At 70.8% G+C, this 15642-nt stretch carries 9 protein-coding genes; 2 read left to right on the plus strand and 7 right to left on the minus strand.

The genetic code is table 11. The annotated features are described in order from the left end of the window. Positions 1–109: 109 nt before the first annotated feature. Positions 110–3157 (plus strand): NPCBM/NEW2 domain-containing protein, encoded by a 3048-nt coding sequence (locus OOJ98_RS08990; RefSeq protein ID WP_267054094.1) that lies wholly within the window; start codon positions 110–112, stop codon positions 3155–3157. 96 nt (positions 3158–3253) lie between these two features. Here the strand turns inward: OOJ98_RS08990 and OOJ98_RS08995 are convergent, their stop codons facing one another. The 7 genes from OOJ98_RS08995 to OOJ98_RS09025 form a co-directional block, all read right to left on the minus strand. After that, the gene (locus tag OOJ98_RS08995) at positions 3254–4660 is read right to left on the minus strand and encodes an NADP-dependent succinic semialdehyde dehydrogenase (protein ID WP_267054095.1); all 1407 of its coding nucleotides are present in this window, start codon (positions 4658–4660) and stop codon (positions 3254–3256) included. Positions 4661–4764: 104 nt separating this feature from the next. After that, positions 4765–5751 (minus strand): PAC2 family protein, encoded by a 987-nt coding sequence (locus tag OOJ98_RS09000; protein ID WP_267054096.1) that lies wholly within the window; start codon positions 5749–5751, stop codon positions 4765–4767. 168 nt (positions 5752–5919) lie between these two features. Continuing rightward, positions 5920–6591: a FadR/GntR family transcriptional regulator gene (locus OOJ98_RS09005; RefSeq protein ID WP_267054097.1), complete on the minus strand. Its 672-nt coding sequence runs from the start codon at positions 6589–6591 to the stop codon at positions 5920–5922. 154 nt (positions 6592–6745) lie between these two features. Beyond that, complete coding sequence (locus tag OOJ98_RS09010; RefSeq protein ID WP_267054098.1) at positions 6746–8374, minus strand: glycerol-3-phosphate dehydrogenase/oxidase; 1629 nt, start codon at positions 8372–8374, stop codon at positions 6746–6748. A 5-nt stretch (positions 8375–8379) separates the two neighbouring features. Beyond that, positions 8380–9906: a glycerol kinase GlpK gene (glpK, locus tag OOJ98_RS09015; protein ID WP_267054099.1), complete on the minus strand. Its 1527-nt coding sequence runs from the start codon at positions 9904–9906 to the stop codon at positions 8380–8382. Between the two features lie 41 nt (positions 9907–9947). Beyond that, positions 9948–10724, minus strand: a complete 777-nt coding sequence (locus OOJ98_RS09020; RefSeq protein ID WP_267054100.1) for an MIP/aquaporin family protein — start codon at positions 10722–10724, stop codon at positions 9948–9950. A 304-nt stretch (positions 10725–11028) separates the two neighbouring features. Further along, a complete protein-coding gene (locus tag OOJ98_RS09025) occupies positions 11029–11793 on the minus strand; it encodes an IclR family transcriptional regulator (protein WP_267054101.1) in 765 nt (254 codons plus the stop codon). Positions 11794–12083: 290 nt separating this feature from the next. Between OOJ98_RS09025 and metH the strand changes: the two genes are divergently transcribed. Further along, on the plus strand, positions 12084–15593 hold the full coding sequence (gene metH, locus OOJ98_RS09030) for a methionine synthase (protein ID WP_267054102.1): 3510 nt from the start codon (positions 12084–12086) through the stop codon (positions 15591–15593). Positions 15594–15642 lie beyond the last annotated feature (49 nt).

The following is a 15642-nucleotide window of genomic DNA, read 5'->3' on the forward strand; positions in this document are numbered from 1 at the left end:
TGGACTCCTCGTGAGTCCGGGGGCGGTTTTCGTTCGTTCCGGAAACCCGCGCCAGGTTTCCTGCTCCCACCCCATGGTCCAATGCTCGTTTGTGCGCTAAACACGCTCTATGCAATCACCAATACGCACGAGAGTGGCGCTCACGGGTGCGGCCGTGCTCGGTCTGCTCGCGGTGTTCGCCGGGCCCGGCAGCGCACAGGCCGATCCCTCCGCCGACGCCCCGGCCGACACCACCGTCGGCGACGTGACCGGATTCGAGGCCGCCCCCGGCGCCGTCTTCACGCTGCACGCGGGCCCGGCCGAGGCCCGCGTGAGCTTCGTCGCCGCCGACACCTTCCGCATCCAGCTCGCCCCGGACGGCACCTTCACCGACCCGACCGGCTCCGACATCGTCCTGCCGCAGGGCAAGCCGCCGGCCGCCCGCTGGAAGGACAGGGGGGACCGCTACGAGCTGAGCACCGACAAGGTCACCCTGCGCGCCTTCAAGTCCCCGCTCCGCTTCGCCCTCTACAAGGCCGACGGCACCCAGCTGTGGGCCGAGACCAAGCCGCTCAGCTGGACCAAGGACACCACCACCCAGACCCTGTCCCGCGGCGCCACCGAGCAGTTCTACGGCGGCGGCATGCAGAACGGCCGCGGCAACACCTCGCACCGCGACCAGCGGATCGAGGTCGGCGTCGACGACAACTGGAACGACGGCGGACACCCCAACTCCGTGCCGTTCTACCTCTCGACGGCCGGCTACGGCGTCTTCCGCAACACGTACGCCCCCAACACGTACGACTTCGGACAGCCCGTCACCGCCAGCGCCAAGGAACAGCGCTTCGACGCCTACTACTTCGCGGGCGATGCCAAGCAGGTCATCGGCGACTACACCCAGCTCACCGGCAAGCCGTTCCTGCCGCCGGTGTACGGGCTCGAACCCGGCGACTCCGACTGCTACCTGCACAACGCCAACCGCGGTGAGCGCCACACCCTCGACGCGCTCAAGATCGCCGACGCGTACAAGACCAACGACATGCCCAACGGCTGGATGCTGGTCAACGACGGCTACGGCTGCGGCTACGAGAACCTTCCCGAGACCAGTGCCGGCCTCCAGAAGGACTCGATGCACATGGGCCTGTGGACCGAGGACGGCCTCGACAAGCTCGCCGACCAGGTCAAGGCCGGCCAGCGCGTCGCCAAGCTCGACGTGGCCTGGGTCGGCGACGGGTACAAGCACGCGCTCGACGGCTGCAAGGACGCCTACGCGGGCATCGAGGCCAACAGCGACGCGCGCGGCTTCACCTGGGCCCCCGAGAGCTGGTCGGGCGCCCAGCGCTGCGGCGTGCAGTGGTCCGGCGACCAGTCGGGCAGCTGGGACTACATCCGCTGGCAGATCCCGACCTACGCGGGCGCCAGCATGTCCGGGCTCGCCTACACCAGCGGCGACATCGACGGCATCTTCGGCGGCAGCCCCAAGACGTACACCCGCGACCTGGAGTGGAAGTCGTTCCTGCCCGCCGTGATGACCATGGACGGCTGGGCCGCGAGCGACAAGCAGCCCTACCAGTACGGGGAGCCCTACACCTCCATCAACCGCGACTACCTCAAGCTCAAGGAGTCGCTGCTGCCCTACATGTACTCCTACGCCCACGAGGCCACCAAGACCGGCGTGGGCGCGGTCAGGCCGCTGGCGCTCGAATACCCCGACGACCCGAAGGCGGCGACCGACGCCGCGAAGTACGAGTTCCTCTCCGGCGAGGACTTCCTTCTCGCGCCGGTCTACCAGGACACGGCCGTACGCAACGGCATCTACCTGCCGAAGGGCACCTGGATCGACTACTGGAGCGGGCGCACCTACCAGGGCCCGGCCACCGTCGACAACTACAGCGCGCCGCTCGACACGCTGCCCCTGTTCGTGAAGGCCGGCGCCGCCGTCCCGATGTGGCCCGGCATCCGCTCCTACCAGGACCGCACCGCCACCTCGCCGCTCGCCTGGGACATCTACCCCCAGGGCCGCTCGTCCTTCCAGCTGTACGAGGACGACGGCGTGACCCGCGCCAACCGCACCGGCGCCTATGCCACCCAGCGCGCCGACGTCGTCGCCCCGCGGCAGGGCTCCGGCGATGTGACCGTCCAAGTCGGCGCCAGCAAGGGCCGGTTCACGGGCAAGCAGACCACCCGGCCCTACCAGTTCACCGTGCACACCGGCAGCGCGCCCTCCCAGGTGCAGGTCCAGGGCCACCAGCTCGCGCGGCTCGGCTCGAAGGCCGCGTACGACAAGGCGGCCACCGGCTGGTTCTACGACGCCGGCGACCGGGGCGGCGTGGTCCTGGTGAAGACCGCGACCCTGCGCACGGACAAGGCGTTCGAGGTGCAGCTCAAGGGGACCAGCGCCGTGGGCGGCAGGACCCCGGGTGCCGCGGTGACGCTCGCCGCGCCCGCGGGGCAGGAACTCGGCGCCGGAGCGGCCGGCACGGTGGCCGTGGACGTCACCGCCGGAGGCAGGGACGCCCGGAACGTCCGGGTCTCCCTCGCCGCACCGGCCGGGTGGACCGTGACCCCGGCCCCGATGCTCGACCGCGTGCCGGCCGGCACCACCCGGCGCGTCGAGGTGGGGGTCACCCCCGCCGGGGACGCCAAGCCGGGCGATGTCACTCTCACCGCCGACTCCGTTTCCAGCAACGGGAGTTCGCAGCAGCGGATCGGGGTCTCCGTGATGCCGGCGCCGCCCTCCGGTGACACCTGGGCCAGTGACATGGTCTGGCTGACGTCGGCCAACGGATACGGCCCGCCGGAGCGCGACCGCTCCAACGGCGAGTCCGGCGCGGCGGACGGTCACACCCTCGCGCTGGCGGGGACGACGTACGCCAAGGGCATCGGCGGCCACGCCGACTCCGACATCGAGGTCTACACCGGCGGGAAGTGCACCGCCTTCACCGCCGACGCCGGCATCGACGACGAGATCAACGGCTACGGCGAAGTGGCCTTCTCCGTCGAGGCCGACGGCAAGGTGCTGTGGACCTCGCCGAAGGTGACCGGCGCATCGGCGACGGTGCCGGTGAACGTGCCCCTCGGCGGGGCGCGCCACGTCCATCTGAAGATCACCGACACCAACAACTCCAAGTCCGGTGACCACGGGGACTGGGCCGCCGCGAAGTTCAGCTGCGCCTAGGCGTGTCTGCCGTGCCCAGGCGCGGCGGACCCGGCACGGCACGGGGCGCCGGGCGGAATCCTCTCCGCCCGGCGCCCCTCGTGCGAACGCCGGGCCTCAGGAATCCGTCGGCTCCGCGCCGTGCCACACCGTCGTCGCGTTGCAGAACTCGCGGATGCCGTGGCCGGACAGCTCGCGGCCGTACCCCGACCGCTTCACGCCGCCGAACGGCAGGGCCGGGTGCGACGCCGTCATGCCGTTGAAGAACACGCCGCCCGCCCGGAGGTCGCGTACGCAGCGCTCCACCTCGGTGTCGTCGCGGGTCCAGACGTTGGAACTGAGCCCGAACGGCGTGTCGTTGGCGAACGCCAGGGCCTCGTCGAGGTCCCGCACCCGGTAGAGCGTGGCGACCGGGCCGAACGTCTCCTCGTGGTGGATCCGCATGTCGGAGGTGACCCCGGCCAGGACGGTGGGTTCGTAGAACCAGCCCGCGTCGAGGCCCTTGGGGCGGCCCCCGCCGCACAGCGCGGTCGCTCCCTTGCGCACGGCGTCCTCGACCAGCTCCTCCAGGTCGCTGCGGCCCTGCTCGCTGGCGAGCGGGCCGATGTCGGTGCTCTCGTCGAGCGGGTCGCCCACCATCAACTCCCGCATCCCGGCGGTGAATTGCTCCACGAAGGAGTCGTACACCTCGTCGTGGACGATGAAGCGCTTCGCGGCGATGCAGGACTGCCCGTTGTTCTGCGTCCTGGCGGTCACCGCGGTCCGCGCGGCGCGCTCGACGTCGGCGGAGGCGAGCACGACATAGGGGTCGCTGCCGCCGAGTTCGAGCACCGTCTTCTTGATCTCGTCGCCGCAGATCGCCGCGACCGAGCGGCCCGCGGGCTCGCTCCCGGTCAGGGTGGCCGCCGCCACCCGCCGGTCGCGCAGCACCTTCTCGACCCCGTCCGAGCCGATCAGGAGCGTCTGGAAGCAGCCGTCGGGGAAACCCGCCCTGCGGAACAGGTCCTCCAGGTACAGCGCTGTCTGGGGCACGTTCGACGCGTGCTTGAGCAGGGCCACGTTGCCCGCCATCAGGGCGGGCGCCGCGAACCGGACGACCTGCCACAGCGGGAAGTTCCACGGCATCACGGCGAGGACCGCGCCGAGCGGCCGGTAGTGGACCCGGGCCCGCTCGGCGCCGGAGTCGCGGACGTCGTCCTCGGACGGCTCCTCGTCGGCCAGCAGGGCCTCGGCGTGCTCCGCGTACCAGCGCAGCGCCTTCGCGCACTTCGCGGCCTCGGCGCGGGCCGCCCCGACCGGCTTGCCCATCTCCAGGGTCATGGTGCGCGCGATGTCGTCCCGGTCGCCGTCCAGGAGGCCGGCCGCCCGCAGCACGAGCCGGGCCCGTTCCGCGAAGGAGGTCGTGCGGTAGGAGGCGAAGGCGGTCTCGGCCGTCGCGAGCCGCCGCTCGACCTCCTCGGGCCCCATCGCCCCGAAGCTCTTGAGCGTCTCACCGGTAGCCGGATTCACCGTGGCGATGGCCATGTCGTACGACACCTCCTGAAGGCACTGGTCCTTCGACCTTCCCGCGCACGGGCAGGCCACGCAACGCGAACCGGGGCCCCGGCGGGAGGCGCATCGCCCCGGGGCTACTCCTCGGGGGACTCCTCGCCGGGGTCGTCCGTCTTCGGCGGCTTGGGCGGCCGGGTGCGCCCACTGGAGGTGTCCCTCAGATAGGAGCCGTCACCCTCGGTGGCGTGGCTGCCCGCCGCGCCCTGCCCGCCGGGGCCGGGGCCGCCGTCGCGCCGCCTGAGGTACCGCTCGAACTCCCGGGCGATGGCCTCGCCGGACGCCTCGGGGAGGTCCGCGGTGTCCCGCGCCTCCTCCAGGGTCTGTACGTACTCGGCCACCTCGCTGTCCTCGGCGGCCAGTTGGTCGACGCCGAGCTGCCAGGCGCGGGCGTCCTCGGCCAGCTCGCCGAGCGGGATCCTGAGGTCGATCAGGTCCTCCAGGCGGTTGAGCAGCGCGAGCGTGGCCTTGGGGTTGGGGGGCTGCGACACGTAGTGCGGCACCGCCGCCCACAGGCTGACCGCGGGGACGCCGGCGTGCGTGCACGCCTCCTGGAGGATGCCGACGATGCCCGTCGGCCCCTCGTAGCGGGTCTCCTCCAGATCCATGGTCCGCGCCAGGTCCGGGTCGCTGGTCACCCCGCTGACCGGCACCGGACGCGTGTGCGGGGTGTCACCGAGCAGCGCGCCCAGGACCACCACCATCTCGACGCCCAGTTCATGGGCGAAGCCCAGGATCTCGTTGCAGAACGAGCGCCAGCGCATCGACGGCTCGATGCCGCGCACCAGCACCAGGTCACGCGGCTTGTCGCCGCCGACCCGGACGACGGAGAGCCGGGTGGTGGGCCATGTGATCTTGCGGACCCCGCCGTCCAGCCACACGGTGGGCCGGTTGACCTGGAAGTCGTAGTAGTCCTCCGCGTCCAGCGCGGCGAACACCTCCCCCTTCCACACCGTGTCCAGGTGCGCGACCGCGGAGGAGGCGGCGTCACCCGCGTCGTTCCAGCCCTCGAACGCGGCGATCATGACCGGGTCGACCAGCTCGGGAACACCCTCCAGCTCGATCACCCAGTGCCTCCCTCAGAAGTTCCTTGTGTACGTCCCAACCTTACGGCTTCAGACCTACCCCGCCGCAGCCCCCGTGCACGGCTCCATGACCGCGAAAAGCCGGGATCGTCCCTGCCGGGAGGTGCCGGGAGCCGTCCGCGGGGCCCCGTACGGTCCGTGTGCGGAGGGCTACCGCGCCGACCTCAGCCACCGCTCCACTCCCGCGATGTGCACCGTCGCACAGGCCCGCGCCGCCTCCGCGTCCCCGTCCCGCAGAGCGGACAGGATCGACCGGTGCTCACCGAGGGTGCGGCCCACCGCGTCCTCCTCGGCGAGGCCCTGCCAGATCCGCGCGCGGGTGGCGGGACCCGACAGGCCGTCCAGAAGGGAGCACAGCACCGAGTTCCCCGACGCCGCGACGATCCCGCGGTGGAACGCGAGGTCGGCGGCGACGAGGTCCTCCACCGAGGGCTCCGCTGTCAGCCCCTCCAACCCCGAGGCCAGGGCGTCGAGTTGGGGCCCGGTGATGCGGGCCGCCGCCATCGCCGTGGCGGCCGGCTCCAGGACGCGGCGTACCGCGAGGAACTCCAGGGCCGTGTCGTCGCGGTGGATGTCGACGACGAAGCTCATCGCCTCCAGGAGGAGCTGGGGGTCGAGGCTGGTGACGTACGTGCCGTCGCCCTGGCGGACGTCGAGGACGCGGATCAGGGACAGCGCGCGGACCGCCTCCCGCAACGAGTTGCGGGACAGGCCGAGCTCCGCGGCGAGTTCGCTCTCCTTGGGAAGCCGGTCGCCCGGACGCAGCGCACCGGAGAGGATCATTTCCTTGATCTTCTCGATGGCCTCGTCGGTGACAGCCATGGGCGACCTCCGTGCAAGGGGATGTATCGGCCCCATTGTGCGCGTTCCGTGCCGCCCGGACGTGCGCGTTGCGCGGGCCCGGTCATGCGGCGGGGGCGGCCCCCGGTGTACGGGAACCGCCCCTGCCCCTGCCGCGCTCAGTTCTGACGGATCGTCAGTCCTTCGCCTTCAGCAGGTCGTCGACCTTGCCGCGGATCTCGTCCGTGGCCAGACCCCGGATCGTCAGGGTCGTACGGCGGCGCAGCACGTCGTCGGCGGTCTCGGCCCACTCGTGGTCCCGGGCGTAGGCGACCTGGGCCCAGATCTCCGGGGCGTCCGGGTGGATGCGCTCGGCGAGCGACGCGTCCTCGTTGGCCAGGCGCGCGATGTCGAAGGAGAGCGAGCCGTAGTGCGTGGCCAGGTGCTTGGCGGTGTCGACCGCCATCTGGGCGCCGGGCGCCTGGCCGTCCACCATCAGACGGTGGGCGACGGCGCGCGGGTTGGCGATGCCGGGCAGCGGCATCTTGCCGGGGAGCTCGGAGATGGGCTCGAAGTCGTTGCCGAGCGGGTGGCCGGGCAGCTGCTCCAGCTTCTTCATCACCGTACGGCCGATGTGGCGGAAGGTCGTCCACTTGCCGCCGGCCACCGACAGCATGCCGCCGCGGCCCTCGGTGACGACCGTCTCGCGCTTGGCCTTCGAGGTGTCGCCGGGACCACCGGGCAGCACCCGCAGACCGGCGAAGGAGTACGTGATCAGATCGCGGGACAGCTGCTGGTCGCGGATGGAGAACGCGGCCTCGTCCAGGATCTGCGCGGTGTCCGCCTCGGTGACGCGGACGTCCGCCGGGTCGCCCTCGAACTCCTCGTCGGTGGTGCCGAGCAGGAGCATGTCCTCCCACGGCAGCGCGAACGTGATGCGGTACTTGTCGATGGGGGTCGCCAGCGCGGCCTTCCAGGGGGCGGTGCGCTTGAGGACCAGGTGCGCGCCCTTCGACAGACGTATGGAGGGCGCCGAGGCCGGGTCCTCCATCTTGCGCAGGTGGTCGACCCAGGGGCCGGTCGCGTTGAGGACGAGCCGCGCGTCGACGCCGAACTCCTCGCCGTCCATGCGGTCCTTGAGGTCGGCGCCGGTGACCCGGCCCTTGGTGAAGCGCAGTCCGGTGACCTCGGCGTGGTTGAGCACGACCGCGCCGGCCTCGACGGCGGCGCGCACCGTCATCAGGGCCATGCGCGCGTCGTTCATCTGGTCGTCGCCGTACACGGCGACGGCCTTCAGGTTGTCCGTCCGCAGCTCGGGCACGTCGGCCGCGGCCTTCGTGGGGGAGAGCAGGTGGCCGACGCCGTCGCCGAAGGCGGAGAGCGCCGAGTAGGCGAAGACACCGGCACCCAGCTTGGCGGCGCCGTGCGGGCCGCCCTTGTAGACGGGGAGGTAGAAGGTGAGCGGGTTGGCGAGGTGCGGGGCCACCTGACGGGACACCGCACGCCGCTCGAAGTGGTTCTCCGCGACCAGCTTCACCGCGCCGGTCTGCAGGTAGCGCAGACCGCCGTGGAGGAGCTTGGAGGAGGCGGAGGAGGTGGCGCCGGCGAAGTCGCCGGCGTCCACCAGGGCCACCCGCAGACCGGACTGCGCGGCGTGCCAGGCGGTGGAGATGCCCAGGATGCCGCCGCCGATGACCAGGAGGTCGTACGTCGCCTTGGACAACTGCTCCCGGGTCTCGGCGCGGCTCACGGCCTTGAAGGAAGACACGGTGGAGCCGGGGGCCGGGTGCGTCCCTACGGCAGGGACGCTCTGCAGGGTGGTCATGTCGATTACTCCTCGTCCTCGATCCAGCCCATGGTCCGCTCGACGGCCTTGAGCCAGTTCTTGTACTCGCTGTCACGCTGGTCGGCGTCCATGCGAGGGGTCCATTCCGCCGCCCGGCGCCAGTTGGCGCGCAGCGCGTCGGTGTCCGGCCAGAAGCCGACGGCGAGGCCGGCGGCGTAGGCGGCGCCGAGGCAGGTCGTCTCGGCGACCATGGGGCGCACGACCGGCGCGTCCAGGAAGTCCGAGAGGGTCTGCATCAGCAAGTTGTTGGAGGTCATGCCGCCGTCGACCTTGAGCGCGGTCAGCTCGACGCCCGAGTCCTTCGTCATGGCGTCGCTGATCTCGCGGGTCTGCCAGGCGGTGGCCTCAAGGACGGCGCGCGCGATGTGCGCCTTGGTGACGTACCGGGTGAGGCCGGCGATCACACCGCGGGCGTCGGGGCGCCAGTACGGGGCGAACAGGCCGGAGAAGGCCGGCACGAAGTAGGCGCCGCCGTTGTCCTCGACCGAGGACGCGAGCGTCTCGATCTCGGCCGCGGTCTTGATCATGCCCATCTGGTCGCGCATCCACTGGACCAGTGAGCCCGTGACGGCGATGGAGCCTTCGAGGGCGTAGACCGGCTTCTGGTCGCCGATCTGGTAGCCCACGGTGGTGAGCAGGCCGTTGTAGGAGTTGACGGGCTTGTCACCGGTGTTCATCAGCATGAAGGTGCCGGTGCCGTAGGTGGACTTGGCCTCGCCCTCCGAGAAACAGGTCTGGCCGAACAGGGCCGCCTGCTGGTCGCCGAGCGCGGACGCGACGGGGATGCCGTCCAGGACGCCGCCCTTGGCGTGCCCGTAGACCTCGGCGGAGGAGCGGATCTCGGGCAGCACGGCCGCCGGGATGTCCATGGACTGCAGGATCTTGTCGTCCCACGCCATGTCGTGCAGGTTCATCAGGAGGGTGCGCGAGGCGTTGGTGACGTCGGTGACGTGGACGCCGCCCTCGGTGCCGCCGGTCAGGTTCCAGATGACCCAGGAGTCCATGGTGCCGAAGAGGATGTCGCCGCGCTCGGCGCGCTCGCGCAGCCCCTCGACGTTGTCGAGCAGCCAGCGCACCTTCGGGCCCGCGAAGTAGGAGGCGAGCGGAAGGCCGGTCTGGCGGCGGAAGCGGTCCTGGCCGACGTTGCGGCCGAGCTCGCGGCAGAGCGCGTCGGTGCGGGTGTCCTGCCAGACGAGCGCGTTGTGCACGGGCTCGCCGGTGTTCTTGTCCCACATCAGCGTGGTCTCACGCTGGTTGGTGATGCCGATCGCCTTGACGTCGGCGGCGGTGATGCCCGCCTTCCCGACGGCCCCGGCCACGACCTCCTGGACGTTGGCCCAGATCTCGTTGGCGTCGTGCTCGACCCAGCCCGGCTTCGGGAAGATCTGCTCGTGTTCCTTCTGCTCGACCGAGACGATCCGGCCGTCCTTGTCGAAGACGATGCAGCGGCTGGAGGTGGTGCCCTGGTCGATGGCGGCGATGAAGGGGCCGGTGGAGTGGATCTCGCTCATGGGTGCTCCTGGAAGTCCGAAGGGGTTCTCGACGAGTCTCGTCAGGCGAAGGCGATGTTGTAGATACCGCCGGCGATGGCGCCGCCGATCAGCGGTCCGACGACCGGGATCCACGCGTAGCTCCAGTCCGAGCCGCCCTTGTTGGGCAGCGGGAGCAGGGAGTGCACGATGCGCGGGCCGAGGTCGCGGACCGGGTTGATGGCGTAGCCCGTCGGGCCACCGATCGAGAGGCCGATGCCGACCACGACGAGCGCGGTGATCAGGACACCGATGACGCCGAGACCCTTGCCGTCGCCGTTCAGGCCCTGGGTCAGGATGGCCAGGACCAGCACGATGGTGGCGATGACTTCCGTGACCACATTCTGGACCACGTTGCGGATCTCGGGGCCGGTGGAGAAGACGCCGAGCACCGGTCCGGCCTCGCTCTCGCGGGCCTCGACGGCCTTGCCGTCACCGACGATCTCGGGGTCGGTCAGATGGGCGTGGAACTGGCCGTAGTAGGCCAGCCACACCAGCACCGCGCCGATCATGGCGCCGAGGATCTGTCCGCCGAGGTACACGGGGACGTCGCTCCACTTGGTGCCGCCCTCGATCGCGAGACCGAGGGTCACCGCGGGGTTGAGGTGGGCGCCCGAGAGCGGGGCCGAGATGTAGGCGCCGGTCAGTACCGCGAAGCCCCACCCGAAGGTGATCGCGAGCCAGCCGGCGTTACGGGCCTTCGAACGCTTCAGTGTGACGGCGGCGCACACGCCACCGCCCAGCAGGATGAGCACGGCGGTACCGATGGTCTCGCCGATGAAGATGTCGTGGCTGGACACCCGCGACTCCTTTGTCCTTCGTCCAGGGGGAATCCCCAACAGGCGCAACACCGGGTCTCTCCGGTGCTCCGCGCCCTCATGGCTGAGGGCTGCCGGCCCATGGCGTTGTCACACTCTAACTCGTATTGCCGGTAGGTGTTCGACAATGCCGACCGTTGAACGGCAGTTTTGCCCTCGGGTTAACTGCGCGTCAAGAGTTCTGTGACGGGAATCCCTGATCGTTACCAGGTGGTACGAACCGCCAAACATGGCCCCGGCCGCAAGGCCAAGATCATGCGGTGCTATGGACCCCCGGGAGAGCTGGCTAGAAGCGCCCGGCGCCCAGGTCCCGCGAGACCGCGCGGGCGCAGTCCCGTACCGCCGCCACCAGCTCGGGGCGCACCTCGCCGTCCTTGCAGACCCGCTCCACGGCGCCCGTGACGCCCACCGCGCCGACCGGCATCCTGCGCCGGTCGTGGATGGGAGCCGCGACCGACGCCACGCCGTCCCAGGTCTCCTCGACGTCCGCGCCCCAGCCGCGGGCGCGGGTCACGTCGAGCAGGCCCTCGAACGCCTCCGCCCCGGTCACCGTGTGCGGCGTGAACCCCTCCCGCGGGTTGTCCACGGCCTCGCCGTGCGCCACCGGGTCGTACGCGGAGAGCACCTTGCCCAGCGCCGTCGAGTGCAGCGGCTGCATGGCGCCCACTTCGAGCACCTGGCGGCTGTCGTCGGGCCGGAAGACGTGGTGCATGATCAGCACGCCCTGCTGGTGGAGCACCCCCACGTACACGCTCTCGCCGCTGGAGCGCGCCAGGTCGTCGGTCCACACCAGGGCGCGGGCCCGTAGCTCGTGGACGTCGAGGTAGCTGTTGCCCAGGCGCAGCAGCTCCGCGCCCAGCTGGTAGCGGCCGGACGCCGGGTCCTGCTCCACGAAGCCCTCCGCCTGCAGGGTGCGCAGGATGCCGTGCGCGGTGCCCTTCGCCAGGCCGAGCGTGGACGCCACCTCGGACAGGCCGAGCCGACGCTCGCCCCCCGCGAGCAGCCGCAGCATGGCGGCCGCCCGTTCGAGCGACTGGATGTTGCGCGCCATCGCGCTCCCTCCCTTTCGGGCACTGCCGAGCCGTCTGTCGCCGCTGACACGGCCGGCTCTGAAATCAACTAGTTCGACAATGCTGAACAGTATCGGCCGTTGTCGACCCCCTGTCACCGTGACCACTGCCCCGCGTGACCCTTCCGGACACCGCTCGGCGGGGCCGCGCCGGGCGTCCGCCCGCTGATACACCCGCGCGCCGCCCGGGGCCGCCCGGTTACGCTGGCGGCGTGCGCCCTCCCACCGGACGGCGCAAAGCCGACAGCCGTCGCACTCCAGGGAGAACATCCATGGCCTCGTTGCCGACCCCTTCCGCTGACAGCCGGACCCGTATCGACGCCCTCCGTGAGGCACTCGCCACCCGGGTGGTGGTGGCCGACGGCGCGATGGGAACCATGCTGCAGGCGCAGGATCCCACCCTGGAGGACTTCCAGGACCTCGAAGGATGCAACGAGGTCCTCAACGTCACCCGGCCCGACATCGTGCGCTCGGTGCACGAGGCGTACTTCGCGGTCGGTGTGGACTGCGTGGAGACCAACACCTTCGGCGCCAACCACACCGCGATGAGCGAGTACGACATCCCCGAGCGGGTCTTCGAACTGTCGGAGTCCGGCGCGCGGATCGCCCGCGAGGTCGCCGACGAGTTCACCGCCTCCAGCGGACAGCAGCGCTGGGTCCTCGGCTCCATCGGCCCCGGCACCAAGCTGCCGACGCTCGGCCACATCGACTACGCCACGCTGCGCGACGGCTTCCAGGCCAACGCCGAGGGCCTCATCGCGGGCGGCGCCGACGCCCTGATCGTCGAGACCACCCAGGACCTCCTCCAGACCAAGTCCGCGATCCTCGGCGCCCGCCGCGCCATGGCGGCGGCCGGCGCCGACCTGCCCCTGGTGGTCTCGCTCGCCTTCGAGACGACCGGCACCATGCTGCTGGGCTCCGAGATCGGCGCCGCGCTGACCGCGCTCGAACCGCTCGGTGTCGACATGATCGGTCTGAACTGCTCGACGGGGCCCGCCGAGATGAGCGAGCACCTGCGCTATCTGACCCGGCACTCCCGCATCCCGCTGCTGTGCATGCCGAACGCGGGCCTGCCCGTCCTGACCAAGGACGGCGCCCACTTCCCGCTCGGCCCCGAGGGCCTCGCGGACGCCCAGGAGAACTTCGTACGCGACTACGGGCTCTCCCTGGTGGGCGGCTGCTGCGGTACGACGCCCGAGCACCTGCGCCAGGTCGTGGAGCGGGTGCGCGGCACCGCGCCCGGCCAGCGCTCGCCCCGCCCCGAGCCCGGCGCCGCCTCGCTCTACCAGACCGTGCCGTTCCGCCAGGACACCGCGTACATGGCGATCGGCGAGCGGACCAACGCCAACGGGTCGAAGAAGTTCCGCGAGGCCATGCTGGAGGGCCGCTGGGACGACTGTGTGGAGATGGCGCGCGACCAGATCCGCGAGGGCGCCCACATGCTCGACCTGTGCGTGGACTACGTCGGCCGGGACGGCGTGGCCGACATGGCCGAGCTTGCGGGCCGCTTCGCGACCGCCTCCACCCTGCCCATCGTCCTGGACTCCACCGAACTCCCGGTGCTCCGGGCCGGGTTGGAGAAGCTGGGCGGCCGCGCGGTCATCAACTCCGTCAACTACGAGGACGGCGACGGGCCCGAGTCGCGCTTCGTGAAGGTCACCCAGCTGGCCGCCGAGCACGGGGCGGCGCTGATCGCGCTCACCATCGACGAGGAGGGCCAGGCCCGCACCGTCGAGACCAAGGTCGCCATCGCCGAGCGCCTCATCGCGGACCTGACCGGCAACTGGGGGGTGCACGAGGCGGACATCCTCATCGACACCCTCACCTTCACCATCTGCACCGGCCAGGAGGAGTCCCGCAAGGACGGCGTCGCCACCATCGAGGCGATCCGCGAACTCAAGCGCCGCCACCCGGACGTCCAGACCACGCTCGGCCTGTCCAACATCTCCTTCGGCCTCAACCCGGCCGCCCGTGTCGTCCTCAACTCCGTCTTCCTCGACGAGTGCGTCAAGGCCGGCCTTGACTCGGCGATCGTGCACGCCTCCAAGATCCTCCCGATCGCGCGCCTGGAGGAGGAGCAGGTCAAGGTCGCCCTCGACCTGATCTACGACCGGCGCGCCGAGGGCTACGACCCCCTCCAGCGGCTCATGGAGCTGTTCGAGGGCGTCAACATGAAGTCGATGAAGGCGGGCAAGGCCGAGGAACTCCTCGCGCTGCCCCTGGACGAGCGGCTCCAGCGCCGCATCGTCGACGGCGAGAAGAACGGCCTGGAGGCCGACCTCGACGAGGCCCTCCAGTCCACCCCCGCCCTGGACATCGTGAACAACACCCTGCTCGCCGGCATGAAGGTGGTCGGCGAACTGTTCGGCTCCGGCCAGATGCAGCTGCCGTTCGTGCTCCAGTCCGCCGAGGTCATGAAGACGGCGGTGGCCCACCTGGAGCCGCACATGGAGAAGTCCGACGCGGACGGCAAGGGCACGATCGTGCTCGCCACCGTGCGCGGCGACGTCCACGACATCGGCAAGAACCTCGTCGACATCATCCTGTCCAACAACGGCTACAACGTCGTCAACCTGGGCATCAAGCAGCCGGTCTCCGCGATCCTGGAAGCCGCCGAGGAGCACCGCGCCGACGTCATCGGCATGTCGGGCCTCCTGGTCAAGTCCACCGTGATCATGAAGGAGAACCTGGAGGAGCTGAACCAGCGCAAGCTGGCGGCCGAATACCCGGTCATCCTCGGCGGCGCGGCCCTGACCCGGGCCTACGTCGAGCAGGACCTGCACGAGATCTACGAGGGCGAGGTCCGCTACGCCCGCGACGCCTTCGAGGGCCTGCGCCTCATGGACGCCCTGATCGGCGTCAAGCGGGGCGTGCCCGGCGCCGTCCTGCCCGAGCTGAAGCAGCGCCGCGTCCCCAAGCGGGACACTCCGGTCGCCGAGGCCGAGGAGCCGGAGGGCTCGGTGCGCTCGGACGTCGCCACCGACAACCCGGTGCCGACGCCGCCGTTCTGGGGAACGCGCGTCGTCAAGGGCATCCCGCTCAAGGAGTACGCGTCCTGGCTCGACGAGGGCGCCCTGTTCAAGGGCCAGTGGGGCCTGAAGGAGGCCCGCAAGGGCGGGCCCACCTACGAGGAGCTGGTGGAGACCGAGGGCCGCCCGCACCTGCGCGGCTGGCTCGACAAGCTGCACACCGAGGGCCTCCTGGAGGCGGCCGTCGTGCACGGCTACTTCCCCTGCGTCTCCAAGGGCGACGACCTGATCCTGCTCAACGATGACGGCAGCGAGCGCACCCGCTTCACCTTCCCGCGCCAGCGCCGCGGCCGGCGGCTCTGCCTGGCGGACTTCTTCCGCCCGGAGGAGTCCGGCGAGGTGGACGTGGTCGGCCTCCAGGTCGTCACCGTCGGCTCCCGGATCGGCGAGGAGACCGCCAAGCTCTTCGAGGCCAACGCCTACCGCGACTACCTCGAACTGCACGGCCTGTCCGTGCAGTTGGCGGAGGCGCTCGCCGAGTACTGGCACGCCCGGGTCCGCTCCGAACTCGGCTTCGCCGGCGAGGACCCGTCCGAGGTGGAGGACATGTTCGCCCTGAAGTACCGCGGCGCGCGCTTCTCGCTCGGCTACGGCGCCTGCCCCGACCTGGAGGACCGCGCCAAAATCGCCGAGCTGCTCGAACCGGAGCGGATCGGCGTCCACCTGTCCGAGGAGTTCCAGCTCCACCCGGAGCAGTCCACCGACGCCATCGTCATCCACCACCCCGAAGCCAAGTACTTCAACGCCCGATGACCAGGCGCCCCGGTTAATTCAGCGCACGTTCAGCGGACCGGACGTACAC

Source organism: Streptomyces sp. NBC_00083, from assembly GCF_026343295.1.
In the GTDB taxonomy this organism is placed as follows: Bacteria; Actinomycetota; Actinomycetes; order Streptomycetales; family Streptomycetaceae; genus Streptomyces.

Bases quoted from the DNA above. Each gene is read 5' to 3' on its own strand.
- OOJ98_RS09025 (WP_267054101.1), bottom strand. From the start codon at position 11,793: ATGGCGCGCAACATCCAGTCGCTCGAACGGGCGGCCGCCATGCTGCGG.
- OOJ98_RS08995 (WP_267054095.1), bottom strand. From the start codon at position 4,660: ATGGCCATCGCCACGGTGAATCCGGCTACCGGTGAGACGCTCAAGAGC.
- OOJ98_RS08990 (WP_267054094.1), top strand. From the start codon at position 110: ATGCAATCACCAATACGCACGAGAGTGGCGCTCACGGGTGCGGCCGTG.
- glpK (WP_267054099.1), bottom strand. From the start codon at position 9,906: ATGAGCGAGATCCACTCCACCGGCCCCTTCATCGCCGCCATCGACCAG.
- OOJ98_RS09005 (WP_267054097.1), bottom strand. From the start codon at position 6,591: ATGGCTGTCACCGACGAGGCCATCGAGAAGATCAAGGAAATGATCCTC.
- OOJ98_RS09010 (WP_267054098.1), bottom strand. From the start codon at position 8,374: ATGACCACCCTGCAGAGCGTCCCTGCCGTAGGGACGCACCCGGCCCCC.
- metH (WP_267054102.1), top strand. From the start codon at position 12,084: ATGGCCTCGTTGCCGACCCCTTCCGCTGACAGCCGGACCCGTATCGAC.